A 17907-nucleotide genomic window follows, 5' to 3' on the forward strand; every position below is an offset into this window, starting at 1 on the left:
CATTTAAACAAAAAAGCGAATGTTAATACATTCGCTTTTTTGATCTGAATTTATAGTGCTTAGTTAAAAAAACTATAAATGTATTACTTCATCGTATGCAGCAGCAACAGCTTCCATAACTGCTTCACTCATAGTTGGGTGAGGGTGTACTGCTTTTAATACTTCATGACCGGTAGTTTCTAATTTACGAGCAACCACTGCCTCAGCAATCATATCGGTAACTCCTGCGCCAATCATGTGGCAACCTAACCACTCACCATATTTAGCATCAAAAATTACTTTTACAAATCCATCAGGTGTTCCTGCCGCTTTGGCTTTACCACTCGCAGAGAAAGGGAACTTACCAACTTTGATGTCGTATCCTTTTTCTTTAGCTTGTTTTTCAGTAAGACCAACAGAAGCAACTTCGGGAGTACAATAGGTACAACCAGGGATATTGCCATAATCTAAGACTTCAACATGCATTCCCTTTATCTTTTCAACACAAAGAATACCTTCAGCACTTGCCACGTGTGCCAATGCTTGTCCGGGAACTACATCACCGATAGCATAATAACCCGGTATGTTAGTCTGGTAATAATCATTTACCAATATTTTATCTCTGTCGGTAGCAATACCTACATCTTCCAAACCAATATTTTCAATATTACTCTTGATACCAACTGCGGATAGAATTACATCAGCTTCTAAAACTTCTTCTCCTTTTTTAGTTTTTACAGTAGCTTTAACCCCTTTACCAGAAGTATCAACTTTAGTAACCTCAGAAGAAGTCATTACTTTAATACCAGATTTCTTGAAATTACGCTCTAATTGTTTAGATACCTCTTCATCTTCTACAGGAACCACATTAGGTAAAAATTCTACAATAGTAACTTCAGTTCCCATTGAATGATAGAAATAGGCAAACTCGACACCAATAGCACCACTACCTACAACAATCATTTTCTTAGGCTGCTCAGGTAAGGTCATAGCCTCGCGATAACCAATTACTTTTTTACCGTCTTGAGGTAAGCTAGGCAATTCGCGCGAGCGAGCACCTGTTGCAATGATGATATGATCTGCGCTGTATTCAGTTGTCTTTCCATCGTTGGTTACATCGATTTTCTTTCCAGCTTTTAATTTACCGAAGCCTTCAATTACATCAATTTTGTTCTTCTTCATTAAAAACTGAACTCCCTTGCTCATTCCTTCAGCTACCCCACGACTTCTTTTGATAACAGCACCAAAATCCTTGTCTACATCATTTACTTTTAACCCGTAATCGTCAGCATGCTTTAAATATTCAAATACCTGTGCCGATTTTAATAAGGCTTTCGTAGGGATACATCCCCAATTTAAACATACACCACCAAGGTTTTCTTTTTCAACAACAGCGGTTTTAAAACCTAGTTGTGACGCTCTGATGGCAGTTACATATCCACCTGGGCCACTTCCTAAAACGATTACGTCGTATTTACTCATATCGAAGATATTTTATTAGTCTTTAATAAACGGCTACGAATTTACGCATAATGTTTCTAAAGGCTAAATTTTTTTGGATTTACTCACATATCGATAATTAATTGTTTTGATGAATACTTATATTCACTTAATTATTAATTAGGTGACTCTAGAAATGGTTTTTAGGTCTTTTTTGTGTTGCCTAATCCCGTCCTACTCATATTACCCCAGCTTTTTTTTCCCCTGATTAGGTCTATATTTCCTTTAATTGCCGACCACATAATAAAAGGATGATAGATAAAAGGTTCAAGCATCGCCGTTCCGATAAGCTTAAAGATATATTTGGGTTTTTTATATTGTTGAAATGAGAACTCTTCAAATAATAGCGCCGTTACAGAGAAGAGTAATGAAAAGCTATAGATAACTCCGAAGAGAATAAGAAATGTAAAGAGGTTTAATTGTCCGATGATAGCAAAAATAATAATAACCACAATTCCTGTAAACTCGATAATGGGTGCAAGCCATTCAAAAAATAACCAATAAGGCATACTTAAGATACCCAAAACTTTGTATTTCGGGTTAAACAACATTTTTTTATGTAAGAGTAAGGTCTCTATGGTTCCCCGTGTCCATCTGTTCCGCTGTCTGTAAAGTATGTTCCAACTTTGCGGAACCTCTGTCCAGCATAGCGGATCGGGTACAAAACTCACTTTGTAATCTGTTTTTTTGTCTCTCATTATTCGTCGCATTCTGACCAATAATTCCATGTCTTCACCAACGGTATTAGGATTGTAGCCTCCAGCCTCAATAACAGTTTGTTTATCAAACATTCCAAAGGCTCCGGAGATCAATAATAAACCATCAACTTTAGACCACGCCATCCTTCCCATAAGAAATGCCCTGAAATATTCAAGGATTTGCGCTCTGGCAATATATGTTTGCGGAAGCCGGACTTCCATGATTTTACCATCTTCTATAATACACGAATTTGCAATTCTTATGATGCCACCTGCGGCAATAACCTTCTTTGTGTTGTTCAAAAAAGGCTTTGCTAGTTTTAGTAATGCATCGGGTTCTAATACACAATCCACATCGATAGCGCATATAATTTCATTTGAACAAATGTTTATTCCAGCGTTAAGCGCATCCGCTTTGCCACCATTAATTTTGTCGATAACCTTAAAATTTTTTAGAGATTTGCTGGAAGAGGTATAAATGCCCTTGATTGATTTAGTCTTTATGGATGGGTAAAATGGCTCTTCAGATCTTTTTAATTTGAAGGCATCAATAAGCTTCTGTAAGGTTTCATCTTTACTGCCATCATTAATGATTACAATTTCAAAAGAAGGATAATTGAGTGTCAGTAATGATTTAACGTTTTCAATTACGTTGGCTTCTTCATTAAATGCAGGAGCAAGTATCGATATACTTGGTAAATTGTTTGCCTGTAGTAGGGCCATTTCATTAGAGAAATTATGCCTTCTTTTGTAATCTCTCAATTCAAGATATGAAAATAGGGCAGCCAGGATATATCCGGTGAGTACCACTAAACCATAAATAAAAAAAATAAGACTGGTAATTTCAATAAAGGCATTGATGTCCAAACTAAATGGGTTTATAATTGATTAGGTGTATTAAGGCTATAGGTACTATGAGGTCCTGAATATGAAGTTGGGTTTAATAACTGATAGGAATTAGCAAATAATAGTTTTAATCTCAAATCTTCATTTAGGAAAGGCTTTAAAGAGTTTAATGAGGTAGAATCACCGAACTTTTGTACAAAAATTAGAATTTCTTTCTTTACAGCGGGTGTTTCATTTTTAAAAGCTCTAATTAATTCTGGTAAAATATTTTTGTATTGAAGCTTAGCAAAGGCAGCAATGGTGGTGCTACGAATTTTTTCATTTTGATTTTTTAGAAACGGCAGTAATTGTTTAATATGCTCAAACTGATTATACATTGCAATTAAATGAATGGAAAAACTGACAATGCTGGGTTCATTATGAGTTAAATTTATAGAAAAGTCTGGGGTTGGTCCACTATACCATAACTTCAATCCGTTCTCTATATATGCCTGTTGCCAAAGGGTTAAAGGCTGATTCATTTTGGCTAAAAATGAAACCGGGTCATTTTCAGCCGTTTTCAAACAATATAATAAGGATTGTTCTTGCACTTCAGGTCTTTTATGATTCAGGCAGTTTTCTATAATCTCTTCCTTAGCTTTTAATTTTACAACTCCTGCTACATAAAGAGCTCTGGCTTGCAAGTGCCATTTTTTACTTTCCGTTAGTGATTGAATGTAGGTGTCAAGTTCAAGGTTTCTGAACAAATGTGAAAGCTGAGAAAGCGATTCGCCTTTAAAGTTTTCGTAATAGCCCAGAAGCTCTTTAATAGTGATTTTCTTTTCAAATTTTGTTTTTAGATTATTGGAACGAAATTCTTTTATTAGGGCATCCTTTTCCAGCTCTTCGTTAAAAAGGTAGTTATTAACAAGTTCTCCTATTGCATCTATTTGTTTAATTTTTTTCTGATTTTTATGAGTCTTGTAAAGCCTCAAAATAACAATAAGCCCTATCAGGAAAACAATGGCAGATATAATAATTATAAGCGCATATAAACTGAATGTGATAAACTTGTCTTGCGTCATTGTAATATCTCTGATCTTTTAAGTTATACCATGAAAACTTTTGACTGTACGTTTAACCCGTAGACTTAATTCTTGTGGACTAAAGGGTTTGGTGATAAAATCATCGACACCCATATCAAAAGCATTGGTAATGATATCTTCCTGAGTCGATGTGGACAGTACTATTATAGGGGTATTTGGATGATTTTCCTTGGCATATTCTATTAATTCTTTGCCAGAGATGAAGGGGAGCATCAAATCAGTTAAAATAAGATCAAACTGAGTGCTTTTTATAAGAGATAATGCTTCTCTTCCGTCTTTAGCGACTGTTACATCATATCCGTCTTTGGTTAGTTTAAACTCGATGGTCCTAACTACCATTGGATTGTCTTCAATAACCAAAATTTTCTTTTTCATAATCTCTTAAGTTTGGGAAATCATTTTTTATCGCTTCTTTTAAGCGATGGTACTCTTCCTGTAATTTTGTTATTAGACCAGGTATTTCTTCTTCTTTCGCCTGGTATATAATATCATTACAAAGTAAACTGCCTTCAACACTTTCCACCATTTCGAAAGAAGGTTTAATAGCGTGAACTACATTTTTAAGGTCATCTAATTTTTGCGACTTTAAATGAGTGTAGGCTTCTATAAGTTTTTTATCTACCCAGGTTGTAAACATGCTAAGAGAATCTAAGATTACCTGGTCATCTCCTTCAGACAAAGTTTCTAAATAGTTTAAGTTGTATAATTGTCTTTCAGTCTTAGTAGTGGGTCTGTTCTTTATAGAAAGGTGTTGGTGTAATGCCTTTTTCAGGGTTTCATAATCAACCGGTTTGGTTAAATATTCATCCATTCCACATTCAAAACATAATTTTTTTTCCTTTTCAAGTACTCTGGCTGTGAGTGCAATTACGGGAATCCTGTTACCTGGTTTTTCTAGTTTCCGTATTTCTTTGGTAGCCTCATATCCACTCATTACCGGCATTTGTATATCCATTAAGATAATATCAAAAGCATTGTTTTGATAAGCCTCTACTGCTTCCATACCATTATCACAGATGGAGAGAATGGCCTGAGGGAATATTTTCTCGAGTATGGTTTGAACCAAAAACTGATTTATAGGATTATCTTCAGCTATTAAAATTTTAAACGAGGTGTTATAAGAATTAATGTTAGTCAAAACATTAATTTCATTGGTAACGTTATTTTCAAGAGGTGATGCGGTATCTTGAACTTTATCAAAAGTAATCTCAAAAGAAAAAGAACTTCCTTTTCCCGGAGTGCTTTCAATTTTTAAACGGCTCTGCATTAACTTCAATAAAGAGTCAGTTATGGCCAACCCAAGTCCCATACCTTCCTGTGATCTGGTGAGTGAAGGATCTTCTTGATCAAAAGCTGTTTTGATTTTTTCAAGATTTTCAGGAGCGATTCCAAGACCGGAATCAGTAACTGAAAATAAAAGGGTGTAACTGTTCGGTTTATCTGAAACTTCAGTAACTGTTAAGGTTATATCACCTTTATTGGTGAATTTGGTTGCGTTAGAGAAGAGGTTAAGTAGTATTTGTCTAAGCTTATATGCATCTGCACTTACTATATATTCGGGAGTTATTTCACATTTGTAATGAATCTGTATATTTTCATTAATGTGTTGGTTGTCTATGAATTCAGTGATTTCTTTACACAGGTTGTATAGCTTGGTAGGTGTTGGTTCTAATTTAATTTTGTTAGCCATTAAATGGTTGTATTCCAACATGTCATCTATGAGCTCTTCCAATTTGCAAGCCGAATTATAAATCGTGTCAGCAAATGTATTTTGAATAGGAGTGAGATCACTTTTTAATAATAAATCTGTAAATCCTTTAACACCATTAAGTGGCGTTCTTAATTCATGACTAATATTTCCTAAAAAAGCAGCCTTATATTCTTCGAATAACACCGAATCATTAGGCCATTTTTCAACAGCTTTTACGGTGTTCTCTTTTTTCTTTAAAAATGCGATAACGATTCCGGTCAATTCATTAGTTTCATTTCTAATCGCCTTGGAAATAATTTCGTATAGGATCTTATCACCGCTTTTTGTTAGAAGTGTGAAAGTGCCTTTTTTGCAGAACCCTATATCTGTATTATTTTCATAAGTTGATTTCAGGGTTAGAAAATCTTTTGAATTGAAAGTTTTATTGGTAAGTAAAAGAGGTTCTTCCTCTTTTAGGTCATAATATCCTATTAATTTCCAAAAATCTTCACTGACCCAAATTGCATTTCTTGGTGAAGGTTCCCAATAACAATAACTGGCAACCTCTTTTTTTAATAACCATGAAAACAGTTCTTTGTCTTCTTCAAGTAAATTAAAAAAGGTTCTTTTTATGGCAGGTTCGAATACAGGCATGATTGGGTTCATAAATATTTATGAAATTATACATTTACATTAAGATACACAAGCGAAATTGCTATATAAAGAATAGTTTAGGATTATAACGATTATTTTTGCAATTTTACGCGAATCTATTCCGGTTTTACCCAATGAAAAATGTAAATACCCTCTTTTCTTACGATAAATATTATAGGTACATTAGAATCGTAGCAAGTGTTACTACTGGTGTGAGTTTAATTGTGATTTGGGGTTGGATATTAAAGATAAAGCTGTTAACCTCTTTTTTGCCTGACTTGCCCACCATGAAGTTTAATACCGCCTTATGTTTTTTTCTGGTTGCTGTTGGATTGCTTTTTAAAACTTCAAAACGATTGCCAAGATACCAGGTATATGCCGGGATCATTAATGTTACCTTATTAATTTTAGCTGGTATAACATTATTAGAGCATATTACGGGTGTTAATTATGGAATAGACCAATTATTTGTTAAGGATTATTTTTCTATATATTCCCTACCTGGTAGAATGTCCTTAGGTACGGCATTAAATTTCTTTTTCCTGGGGTTGGGGTTACTTTTTATTGAATGTAAAACTAGATTGGTGGCACAAGTTTGTCAATACTTGTTTCATATTATAACTCTGATCTCTGTAACCTCATTTTTAACCTACTTATTTGGCGTGGGTATTGAAACCAAATTGGAATTCATCACTTCAATGGCCATACACACTGCAGTGTTGTTTATAGCTTTATCCGGAACTTCTTCATTAATTCGGATTGATCTGGGAATTACAAGTGTCTTCTCAAAACATAGCATAGGAAGTATGATGGCGCGAAAATTATTTCTACAGATAGGAGGAATGGTGATTGTATTGAGTTACCTAAAAATTTTAGCAGATCGATATCAATTTATTGGCTTAGAGTTTGGAACTACGTTGTTTGGCGTTTTATTTCTGGTGCTATCATTGTCCTTGATCTGGTTTGTTGCTTCAAAACTGAATGAAATAGAAAGGCAGCGTCAAAAAATAAACCATAATCTGTCAATTGCTCAAACCTTTTTAAATTCCACGCCAGATCCCATAATTATAGTGGATCAATCTGCCAAAATATTTTTATTTAATGAAAGAGCGGAGGAGGTGTTTGCCTACACGGAAGATGAACTCAACGGGTTAGATCTGGATATCATTATTGACAAAAGGAGTTTAAGTAAGTTTCACAAAAGGTTTAAAAAACACTTAGTAGAGAAGGTTAAAAAAAATAAGAAGAAGCCTTTAGAGGTAAAAGCAGTAAAGAAAACCGGAGAAAAGTTTGAAAGTGAAGTCTCTTTTTCAAGGATAACGTTATTAGAGGGAACTTTTATTTTGGTTTCCTTAAAGGATATTACCGTGCGTAAATCTTATGAAAAGGAATTAAAAAAGATTACAAAAAAGTACAGTGCTGCCAATGAGGCAGCGGTAGTTGGAGTATGGGAATACGATATTGTTAAGAATTATCTCGAATGGGATAATGTAATGTATATCCTACATGGCCTTAATAAAGAAGACTTTAATCATGCATATGATGCCTGGGAAAAAGTTTTACATCCTGAAGACAAACAAAGAGCTACAGAGGAGGTAGAGAAGGCATTAATGGGTGAAGAGGAATTCGATACCTCCTTTAGAATCATTAAACCGGATGGAGAGATAAGGCATATTCGGGCCAAGGCAGTAGTTTATAGAGATAATGAACAGCATCCAATACGAATGCTTGGTACCAATTGGGATATTACCAAAGAAAAACAAGCGGAACAAGCTTTACAAAATAGTTTTAGACAAAACCTGATCTTTGTTGAACAAGCTCCGAGTGCTATTGCTATGTTTAACAGGAACATGGAATACATAGCCGCATCCCAAAAATGGAAAGAAGATTATGGGTTATTAGAAATGGATATATTAGGTAAATCGCATTATGAGATCTTTCCGGAAATAGGTGATGAATGGAAAAAAATTCATCGTGAGTGTTTGGAGGGGGCTGTCAATGTATGTGATGAAGCCTCTTTTGAAAGGGAGGATGGAAGTGTTCAATGGATATCCTGGGATGTGAGACCATGGTATAAAACAGAAGGAGAAATAGGTGGTATTGTAATGCATACCGCAAACATAACCCAGTTTAAAGACAGTGTTCGAGAGCGATTAAAAATTGAAAATATTCTTAATAAAACCAATGAGATAGCACGCATCGGTACATGGGAAGTCGATCTTGGAAAAGAAAAAATTAGCTGGAGTAAAATTACCAGAGAAATACATGAAGTACCTGATGATTATAGACCTCAATTAGAAAAGGCGATCGATTTTTATAAAGAAGGAACCAGTAAAAAGTCGATTCAATCGGCTGTTACAAATGCTGTCAGATCTGGTAAATCTTTTGATTTGGAGTTAGAAATGACCACCTATCAGGGTAATAATATCTGGGTACGATCAATAGGACAGGTTGAAATGTTTGAAGGAAGAGCTAAAAAGCTTTATGGGATATTTCAAGATATTACCGAGATTAAGAATTATGAAATTTCATTAAAGGAGACCAATGAAAAACTCAATGCCATTCTTAACTCGAGTTATGTTTCAATTATAGGAACTGACAAAAATGGATTAATCACCCATTTTAATAAAGGTGCAGAAACATTTTTACAATACTCTGCCGAGGAAATGATTGGTAAAGAAAGTCCTGTGATTATCCATTTGCCTGAAGAAATTGAGAAAAGAGGAAAAGCATTAAGCAAGCAGTTAAATAAAAATATTCAAGGTTTTGACGTATTTGTAGAATTACCAAAACAGGGTGATTATGAATCTCAGGAATGGACGTATGTGAGAAAGGATGGATCCACTTTTTCGGTTCAACTGGTAGTTACCCCAGTCAAAGATGACCAGGGAGAAATTGAAGGATTTCTTGGGGTCGCAGCAGATATCAGCGAACTTAAAAATGCTGAAAAAGAAATTAAATCCTTATTGTCGATTACTACCGAACAAAATGATCGATTAAAGAATTTTGCCCACATTGTTTCCCATAATTTGAGATCTCATTCAGGAAATTTTGAAATGTTGCTAGATGTTTTTGTAAGTACCTATCCAGAGTTTCAAAAAGAAAAAGCAATAGAGTTATTGCAACTGGCATCTCGAAACCTAAAAGAGACCATTCAGCATCTGAATGAGGTGGTTGTGATTAACACGGAGATAGATTTTAAAATGGAAAATATTAATCTCCGAAATGCAGTTAAAGCAACATATAACTCCATATCAAGTTTAGCTTCTGAAGCCCAGGTAGAAATTATTAATGAAGTTCAGGAAGATGCATTAATTAAGGGCTTGCCAGCTTATGTAGAGAGTATTTTACTCAATTTCATAACAAATGGAATAAAATACAGATCTCATGACAGAAATAGCTTTGTAAAACTTTCTTCCTATCAACAAAACGGATATACCATTTTGGATGTTGAAGATAACGGCCTTGGAATAGACTTGAATAGACATGGTGATAAACTGTTTGGGATGTATAAGACCTTTCATCATAATAAAGATGCCCGAGGAATAGGACTTTTTATCACAAAGAATCAAATGGAAGCTATAGGAGGTAAAATAGAGGTAGAAAGTAAAGTCGACCAGGGTACTAATTTTAAATTGTATTTTAAAAACTAACCAATATAAATGAAGTCAAATAACGCAATTAACCTAACATGCATCATAGATGATGATCCTGTTTTTGTATTCGGTGCAAAAAGAATTATGGAAATGGCCGAATTTTGCAATAACTTTTTAGTTTTTCAGAATGGTGAAGAGGCTTTAACTAATTTAAAACCCATCGTATTATCCGGTGAATCAGTCCCCGATGTAATCTTACTGGATTTGAATATGCCTATAATGGATGGTTGGGAGTTTTTGGATAATTTTATAAAACTAGAGACCAAAAGAAAGATACTCATTTATATCGTCTCTTCATCCATAGATCCTGCGGATATTATTAAAGCTAAATCATATAAGGGATTGAATAACTTTATTGTAAAACCAATTACACGAGAGGTTTTAAGTGAAATTATGAGAGATGCAGTGAAGCACTAACTTAAAGGAAAGCTAGATAGTTTATACTTAAACATATTAAAGAATTAAATGGCGTCATCTGTAAAGTGGCGCCTTTCTTTATTTTGATTGAACTTTTCTTTGTTAAAATCCTTAGAAGCTCCTTTGGGGATAGTTAAGGAATTCCATTGGTCCCCTTTTAGGATTTTACCAATAAAAACGATCTGTCCTACATGATACGCGTAATGTGCCATTTGTCTGTTTAATGCTTCCAGCACCGTATGTCCTTCATTCCTTATATAAATAATGCGCTCCAGATCGTTTGGTGAGAGATTGTCGATAGAATTGAAGAGGCAATTCCATCCTTTGTCCCAATAGGTAATCATTTCGTCTTTAGTAGCGAGGGTATCTTCAAACTCATCATCTCGATTACGCCAATCCTTTTCTCCGTCCTCACTTAAAAAGTTGGTAAAACGACTCAGCATATTACCAGCCATATGTTTTACAAGAGTTACAATATTGTTTTGGGCTTCAACGTTCCGCCAATGAATATCATCATCGTTTAAAACAACGAATGTTTTATCAGCCAGACTTTTGTAATAACGGAATTGTTTGCGGGTACTTTCCAGGTAATTGCTGTTCAAAATGTTTAGCGTTAGAATGTTATATGTATAAAATTAAAAAAACCTTCTCAAATTTGAGAAGGTTTTTAGGTATGTTTACTAGTTTTTATTGATCTTTAAAATCTATACTAACTGAATTTACGCAATAGCGTTTGCCGGTAGCAGTCGGGCCATCATTGAAAACATGACCAAGATGTCCGCCACACTTACTACAAAGTATTTCAGTACGAACCATTCCAAAAGAGGTATCTTTTTTATATGTTATGGTGCCTTCAATAGCCTTGTCGAAAGATGGCCACCCACAATCACTTTCAAATTTCATGTCACTTTCAAAAAGGGGAGTTCCACATCCTTTGCATTTATAAGTACCTTCTTCAAAATGAAGGTTATATTTACCTGTATGTGGTCTTTCTGTTCCTTTAAGTCGTAATACCCGATATTCTTCTTCAGAAAGCAAAGCTCTCCATTCAGCATCGGTCTTCTCAAGGGATTGATTATTTTGCTCCATCTTCGTAGTTGATTTTTGCTGGTTACTTTTTTTATTGTCTTTGTCCTGGGCATTTGAATTACAACTGACCATCAGCGCAATTAATATTGCAAGAAATAAAGATCTCATGATATTGTTTTTTTATTTGGACGTAACAATATATTAAACATAACAATAAAGAAGACTTAGTTTAAAGATTTAATCTCTTTTATATTTAAAGTCTGCATAATAGAATCGTAATTGGTAGTGTCAACTCCTTGTATTAATTCAGTAGGTATAATGACATACCTGAAAATTAAACCTGCATTCATTTCTTCAGTCATATGGCTTCTCCAATCATTAGATCCGTCAATGAAAAATGAGATGACCGCAGGATCATAATCATAGAGATAACTGTAGGTGTAAGAATTACCGAATAATATCCTTGGAAGTGGTTCCCATATATATTCTCCATTAACTCCATAAACTACTTTTTGAAAGGCCATAATAACATCCGATTCTTCGACAGAAACACCATCAGGATATTCCAGGAATTCATAGTATCCATTGACACCACGTAAGTCAATAGTTACCTCGACAGCCTGAGGTTTAATCATTTGGCCGTCTTGACCATCCTGACCATCTTGCCCCGGAGGTCCTTGTTCACCTTCACAAGAAATTATAACAAAAGAAAATACAACGAGATAAAATAATTTTTTCATTTAAATGTGCTTTTTGAGTTATTTTAAAAAAGAGCACAAAAATAGAAAACTCCGATTCAATATCGGAGTTTTACTACGAGTAGTCGATGTTAAATATATGTTATATGTAAGTTCTGGATTAATTTAACTTTCTCACATCTTCAATGTTCAAGGCTTGTATGACGTTATTGTAATTAGAAAAATCAATTGATGCGTCTACATTATCTGCCGGCACGACGACCACTCTAAATACTTGGTTTTGTGTCCATTCGCTTCCCAGAGAATTTAAATCGATGGTGCCGTCTAGAAATATACGTACATCTTCCTGAGTGAAATCGAAATTATAAGTCAAAACGCCATCATTGAAAAATACATCTTGAGGAATCAATCTCCAAATTTCCGTACCGTCTACCTCCCACAGAATATAGGTTAGAACAACATCATATGGGAATACCTCAAACCCATATGGTTCTACAATTTCGAAGTTGTTTGCTTCGGTAAAATCAACTTCAATTTCGAATGCGTCAGCAACAATAAGCCCTCCATCTTGCCCTGGAGGTCCTGGAGGTCCCGGATCGCCATCACATGAAACAAAGGCTAGCGAGACCATGGTCAGTAAATAAAATATTTTTTTCATAATTATCAGAGTTTTTATTATCAAACAATAGTACAATTATCAGGCCATAATAAATTTTACAAAAAAAATAGTCCGGTTTTATGACCGGACTTGAAAGTTTTAAGGAGGAACTTTGATGATTTTTCGCAAGCATTTTATTATTGTAACTCGTAGGATTTTATTTTTTGCGTTTCGTATTCTTTTATATACTGGCTAATGTTCATCCCTTCATTGTTGCTTAGAAACTCTGCTGGTATTATGGCCACTCTAAATAAATTATTTAAAGTGAATTCATCATCCAGAGTGCCCAGATCAACATTACCGTCTATATAAAAGTTAATATCTAAAAAAGTGTGATCGAAACTGTAGGAAATAATACCTGTGCTAAAATATACGAGGTGTGGCATGGCTTCCCATATATCGACTCCGTTATCTACCCCGGCAAAATGATACGCTACAACCAAATCAGATTCGAACACTTCTATCTCCTCCGGGAATACAAATAATAGTGCATAGTCGTTTTCGGCTAAAAAGTCTACTTCAACCTCAAATACCTGGGGTAAAAGGATGCCTCCATCGACACCGGGAGGACCTTCCGGCCCCGGAGGCCCTACATCTCCCATGGGGCCTTGATCACCCTCACAGGATATTAATGTTACTAATAGTATGGCAAACGTGTAAACAATTGACTTCATAATAATACATTTAATAATTCAAAGGCAGGGGGAGAGCCTGAGTTACCAGGCTCAAAAATCTTAAGAAAGTAAACTTTAATTTACTTTTACTTCTGCAGTTCGTCCGCTTAATTCAGGAGCCAGAATCCATAATTCTCTTTCGGAACCATTGGTGAGTTCATGCCAGGTTTTAACATCTCTTTCAAAACTTCCGGCACCATTAACTTCATCATAGTTGGAGATCCAGTTATCATCCTGCTCTCCTAGTTTAGCGGAGTTTTCGAAAAAATCTACGAAGACAATATCTTTTCCTTCTTTGGTACTTCCAAATTCATTGGTGTAAATCCCATAGACTTCATTAGGATATTTCTCCTTATTCATTTTGGTGATTTTAGCTACAATGGCTTTAATCTTATCAAAATTACCCCACCCTCTTTTAATGTCGTAATAGGTGAGTCTTAATTTATCAAGCTTAAAGTCATTAGGGAAGTTAGAAAGTTCCGGGTGTGATCGCCAATAGGTTGCATTGGCCATAGGAAGTAATGTAGGCATTACCATATTATTCCAATGTTCATCATGCCCCCCTTGTGCTGGTCGGCTATCCACAGAAGACCATGGAATTGGCCCCATCGACCATACATACTTACCGGTATTCGGGCCGGTGACAATGGCGTATACCCGACAACCATAAACATCATCTGCATGATATTTTTTATTATGGTCCGCCATGTGTTTTTTGAAATCACCCATCTTGGCAGGATTGGGCGTAATAATAACATTTTCAAATACTACATACTCTCCGTTGTTTTGCCCGGATACAGTCCAGGCCAATAATACAACGATTAATAACAATAATTTTCTCATGACAATATATTTAGCTGGTTAATAAGCTATTGAATAATTGCTATTAATCAAGAGAAAAGATGTAGTGGTAGTGGTGCAAATATAGTTATAATTAATTGAAAATTAACATTATGGGGTATTATTTATCTGTGGGTACTTCAAAGATTATTATTACTGAATAAATTTACTGATTTGAGTAATTACCTCATCATTTCCTAAAATTCTACGATGTCCCAAACCATTGGTAACTATCAAATCCGAGTTTTGTAGGTGCTTATGTATGTTTTCAGCCGAGCTTAGTGGTACATCAAGATCATTTTGATCATGGATAATAAGCGTTGGAGTAGAAACATGGTCTGCCGCTTTACTAGCCGATAAATTATTAATGTCTTCCCCGAGAACCTGATCGAATTGTTTTTTCATTTTCATTCCTACATGATCTTTCAACCCTAATTTTCTGGTAAAATCGAGAGCAATATCAATGATTTTGTCACCACAACCAATTATAACCAGTTTCTTCAGGTGTAAGCCCTGGCTAATAGAGTTTAATAAAGTCATACCTCCTAAAGAATGACCAATACCAATGTCAAAGGGTCCATATAGTTTGGTAAGATGTAATACCACGTCTATAAATTCAGACATATTAGTTTTTGAACCCGGAGCCTTACCATGAGCCGGGGCATCAAAACTAATGGTCATATAACCCTGTTTAAGAAGCTCATCTGCGATTTTAAATAATTGGGTGCCGCGTCCAGACCAGCCATGAACCAATAAAGCTTTCTTAGTTGATTTCCCATATTCATAAACGACCACCTCTTTGTTAATAGATGGGATCTTTACCTGAGTTTGAATCGTATGCTGGTCCATTGAGTATTCTCGTTTAGGCATTTTATGTTTTATCGGACTCATAAATAGACTGCCGGCAAACTTGCTGGCCAAGAGCGGAGAAATAAATTGTAACGTTTTAGCGGTGTATACTATAGGTTTAGGAATCTCAAGAGTATTTCTATATGTTTTCTGATCTTTTGTCATGCCAATACTTAATTTAGATGCAAGGTATCCATTTTCATAGAATGAACGTAATAATTACTTTTTAGAATAGAAGGTTTTATAAAAATTCTTTCAACTTTAACTTTTAAGCCTTACAATTATTAAAGTTTTGTAAATTTGATCTGTAAAAGAAAATTAACTCAAAATGAAAAAACACATTTCACTTGTTCTATTCTCGGTTTTATTTGTTGCCTGTGCTACAAATCCGTTTACAGGCAAGAAAACAATGGCTTTGGTGTCTAATGACGAATTATTCGCATCCTCTTTTCAGCAATACGATAAGTTTTTAAATGAAAATAAGGTTATAAGTGGTACGGCAGATGCGCAACGCGTAAAAAGAGTTGGACAACGAATAGCGGTTGCTGCAGAGAAATGGTTGAATGCTAATGGATACGAAGGATATTTAAAAGATTATAAATGGGAGTACAACCTTGTGAATGATAAACAGGTGAATGCATGGTGTATGCCTGGAGGTAAAATAGTGGTGTATACAGGTATATTGCCTATAACAAAAACCGATGCCGGTTTAGCAGTTGTGATGGGACATGAAGTAGCACATGCACTGGCAAATCATGGACAACAACGTATGAGCGCGGGGGTTTTACAACAAGCAGGTGCTGCTGGTGTAGCAGTTGCAACAGGAGGCCAGAGTTCGACAACTCAGGAATTATGGATGACGGCATATGGAGTAGGCTCTCAGGTAGGAGGAATGCTTCCATTCAGTAGAAGTCATGAAACCGAGGCCGACAGAATAGGTATTCAATTAATGGCTATTGCCGGATATAACCCTGATGAAGCGGCTAAATTGTGGGAACGAATGAGTGCTAATTCAGGAGGAGGAGCTCCTTCGGAAATATTAAGTACACACCCTTCTAATGATTCCCGAATCAGTAATTTAAGAGCATGGTCGCCTGCTGCTAAAACCGAAGCTAAAAAGTTCGGTGTAACCAGCTTTCAATAACAATGAAAGAAAAATAAATAGTATATTCGAAGCTGTTCAAATTATGAGCAGCTTTTTTTATGAATAATAAGATAAACAGGCCCTGATGCCCTAACAAAATCTGTTAATATATGACGCGAATTGCACTTCAAAAAGGAAGTAAGAAATTATTGAATGCTTGGGCATTTTACGATTGGGCAAATTCAGTGTATAGTTTAGTGATATCTTCGGCCATTTTCCCGATTTTTTATGGTGCTTTATTCAGGGTTGCGGGTATAGAAAAAGTAACCGTTTTTGGAGGTGAAATTGCTCGGGCACCTTTAATCAGTTATGTTACTTCAGCGGCATTCGTTTTTATTGCCATTATTACACCATTGATATCGGGTATAGCAGATTACCTGGGGAATAAGAAAGTGTTTATGAAATTCTTTTGTTACCTGGGAGGCGTTTCATGTATAGGTTTGTATTGGTTTTCACTTGAAAATATTTACGTTGGTTTATTATGTTACTTCTTTGGATTGGTTGGATTTTGGGTGAGCTTTGCAATCAACAATTCCTACCTTCCGGATATAGCCTTTCCCGAACAACAAGATAGAATAAGTGCAAAAGGGTTTTCCATGGGGTATATTGGAAGCGTTATTCTTTTAGTGCTGAATTTAGCCATGGTTATGAAACCTGGTTTATTCGGTATTACTTCCGATGCGGGTGAGGCTGCTGAAATTCTCGCCATGAAGTATTCCTTTGTTTCTGTGGGTATTTGGTGGATACTATTTAGTCAGTATACTTTTTACCATTTACCTAAAGGGAATAAGAAAGCGGGGGAGAGAAAAAATATCATTCTCAACGGTTTTAAAGAATTGAAATTAGTCTGGCACCAATTAAAAGAACAACCTGTCCTGAAACGGTATCTGGGTGCCTTTTTTGTGTATAGTATGGCGGTGCAAACCGTTATGTTGATTGCAACCTATTTTGGAGAAGAAGAAATAGCCTGGGGTTCGGCCGACGAACGTACCATGGGGTTGATTGTTAGTATTTTAGTCATACAGTTGGTTGCAATTGTAGGAGCTACGCTCACGGCACAGGCATCTAAGAAATATGGTAATATAAACACATTAATGGTAATTAATATTATGTGGATTATGATCTGTATTTATGCATATTATTTAGAAACTCCAACAAATTTCTACATAGCCGCAGCTTGTGTCGGATTGGTTATGGGAGGGATTTAAGCTTTATCCCGATCTACCTATTCGAAGTTTTTGCCGGAAACAACAGATACTACCTCCTTTTTTAGCTTCTATGATGTTGCTGAAAAAATTGGAATTATCATAGGCACTTTTATGTATGGTTTAATAGCTCAGGTCACGGGAAACATGCGGAATTCAATAGTGTTTTTAGGAATTTTCTTTGTCATGGGGGTATTTCTTTTGTTTAGAGTACGAAAAATTAAATCGTTACCATAACGTATAATTAAGCACTTTGCCGATTTATAATTAATTCATATGTAGTCT

Annotated in this window: 15 protein-coding genes and 1 pseudogene; 4 read left to right on the forward strand and 12 right to left on the reverse strand. The window is 35.4% G+C overall.

Annotation, left to right across the window (positions count from 1 at the left end; genetic code table 11):
• Positions 1 to 72: 72 nt before the first annotated feature.
• From lpdA to BM361_RS14555, 5 genes are all read right to left on the reverse strand, one after another.
• The gene (gene lpdA / locus BM361_RS14535) at positions 73 to 1461 is read right to left on the reverse strand and encodes a dihydrolipoyl dehydrogenase (protein ID WP_074979783.1); all 1389 of its coding nucleotides are present in this window, start codon (positions 1459 to 1461) and stop codon (positions 73 to 75) included.
• Positions 1462 to 1622: 161 nt separating this feature from the next.
• Positions 1623 to 3044 (reverse strand): glycosyltransferase family 2 protein, encoded by a 1422-nt coding sequence (locus BM361_RS14540; protein WP_082436072.1) that lies wholly within the window; start codon positions 3042 to 3044, stop codon positions 1623 to 1625.
• An 11-nt stretch (positions 3045 to 3055) separates the two neighbouring features.
• Positions 3056 to 4087 carry a HEAT repeat domain-containing protein gene (locus BM361_RS14545; RefSeq protein WP_074979785.1) on the reverse strand — a complete coding sequence of 344 codons (1032 nt, stop codon included), beginning with the start codon at positions 4085 to 4087 and terminating at the stop codon, positions 3056 to 3058.
• Positions 4088 to 4105: 18 nt separating this feature from the next.
• Positions 4106 to 4483, reverse strand: a complete 378-nt coding sequence (locus tag BM361_RS14550; protein WP_074979786.1) for a response regulator transcription factor — start codon at positions 4481 to 4483, stop codon at positions 4106 to 4108.
• Complete coding sequence (locus BM361_RS14555; protein WP_074979788.1) at positions 4458 to 6452, reverse strand: response regulator; 1995 nt, start codon at positions 6450 to 6452, stop codon at positions 4458 to 4460. The genes BM361_RS14550 and BM361_RS14555 overlap by 26 nt, the downstream gene beginning before the upstream one ends.
• A 287-nt stretch (positions 6453 to 6739) precedes the next feature.
• On the opposite strand from BM361_RS14555, the gene BM361_RS14560 reads away from it, so the two are divergent.
• Complete coding sequence (locus BM361_RS14560; RefSeq protein ID WP_217643778.1) at positions 6740 to 10105, forward strand: PAS domain S-box protein; 3366 nt, start codon at positions 6740 to 6742, stop codon at positions 10103 to 10105.
• Positions 10106 to 10114: 9 nt separating this feature from the next.
• Positions 10115 to 10525 (forward strand): response regulator, encoded by a 411-nt coding sequence (locus BM361_RS14565; protein ID WP_074979793.1) that lies wholly within the window; start codon positions 10115 to 10117, stop codon positions 10523 to 10525.
• A 44-nt stretch (positions 10526 to 10569) separates the two neighbouring features.
• On the opposite strand, the gene BM361_RS14570 is transcribed toward BM361_RS14565, so the two are convergent.
• The 7 genes from BM361_RS14570 to BM361_RS14600 all read right to left on the reverse strand — a co-directional run bounded on the left by BM361_RS14570 (position 10570) and on the right by BM361_RS14600 (position 15438).
• Positions 10570 to 11127: a DUF1572 family protein gene (locus tag BM361_RS14570; protein WP_175496591.1), complete on the reverse strand. Its 558-nt coding sequence runs from the start codon at positions 11125 to 11127 to the stop codon at positions 10570 to 10572.
• Between the two features lie 85 nt (positions 11128 to 11212).
• A complete protein-coding gene (msrB, locus tag BM361_RS14575) occupies positions 11213 to 11614 on the reverse strand; it encodes a peptide-methionine (R)-S-oxide reductase MsrB (RefSeq protein ID WP_038262285.1) in 402 nt (133 codons plus the stop codon).
• A 164-nt stretch (positions 11615 to 11778) separates the two neighbouring features.
• Positions 11779 to 12294 (reverse strand): hypothetical protein, encoded by a 516-nt coding sequence (locus BM361_RS14580; RefSeq protein ID WP_074979797.1) that lies wholly within the window; start codon positions 12292 to 12294, stop codon positions 11779 to 11781.
• A gap of 118 nt (positions 12295 to 12412) precedes the next feature.
• Positions 12413 to 12910 (reverse strand): hypothetical protein, encoded by a 498-nt coding sequence (locus tag BM361_RS14585; RefSeq protein ID WP_038262174.1) that lies wholly within the window; start codon positions 12908 to 12910, stop codon positions 12413 to 12415.
• Positions 12911 to 13047: 137 nt separating this feature from the next.
• On the reverse strand, positions 13048 to 13584 hold the full coding sequence (locus BM361_RS14590; protein ID WP_074979799.1) for a hypothetical protein: 537 nt from the start codon (positions 13582 to 13584) through the stop codon (positions 13048 to 13050).
• A gap of 75 nt (positions 13585 to 13659) precedes the next feature.
• On the reverse strand, positions 13660 to 14427 hold the full coding sequence (locus BM361_RS14595) for a hypothetical protein (protein ID WP_038262179.1): 768 nt from the start codon (positions 14425 to 14427) through the stop codon (positions 13660 to 13662).
• A gap of 150 nt (positions 14428 to 14577) precedes the next feature.
• Positions 14578 to 15438 carry an alpha/beta fold hydrolase gene (locus tag BM361_RS14600; RefSeq protein WP_038262182.1) on the reverse strand — a complete coding sequence of 287 codons (861 nt, stop codon included), beginning with the start codon at positions 15436 to 15438 and terminating at the stop codon, positions 14578 to 14580.
• A gap of 163 nt (positions 15439 to 15601) precedes the next feature.
• On the opposite strand from BM361_RS14600, the gene BM361_RS14605 reads away from it, so the two are divergent.
• Both BM361_RS14605 and BM361_RS14610 read left to right on the forward strand, forming a co-directional pair.
• Positions 15602 to 16417: a M48 family metallopeptidase gene (locus BM361_RS14605; protein WP_038262185.1), complete on the forward strand. Its 816-nt coding sequence runs from the start codon at positions 15602 to 15604 to the stop codon at positions 16415 to 16417.
• Positions 16418 to 16527: 110 nt separating this feature from the next.
• A pseudogene (locus tag BM361_RS14610) lies at positions 16528 to 17859 on the forward strand (MFS transporter).
• Positions 17860 to 17907 lie beyond the last annotated feature (48 nt).

This window comes from Zhouia amylolytica, from assembly GCF_900116365.1.
Taxonomy (GTDB): Bacteria; Bacteroidota; Bacteroidia; order Flavobacteriales; family Flavobacteriaceae; genus Zhouia; species Zhouia amylolytica.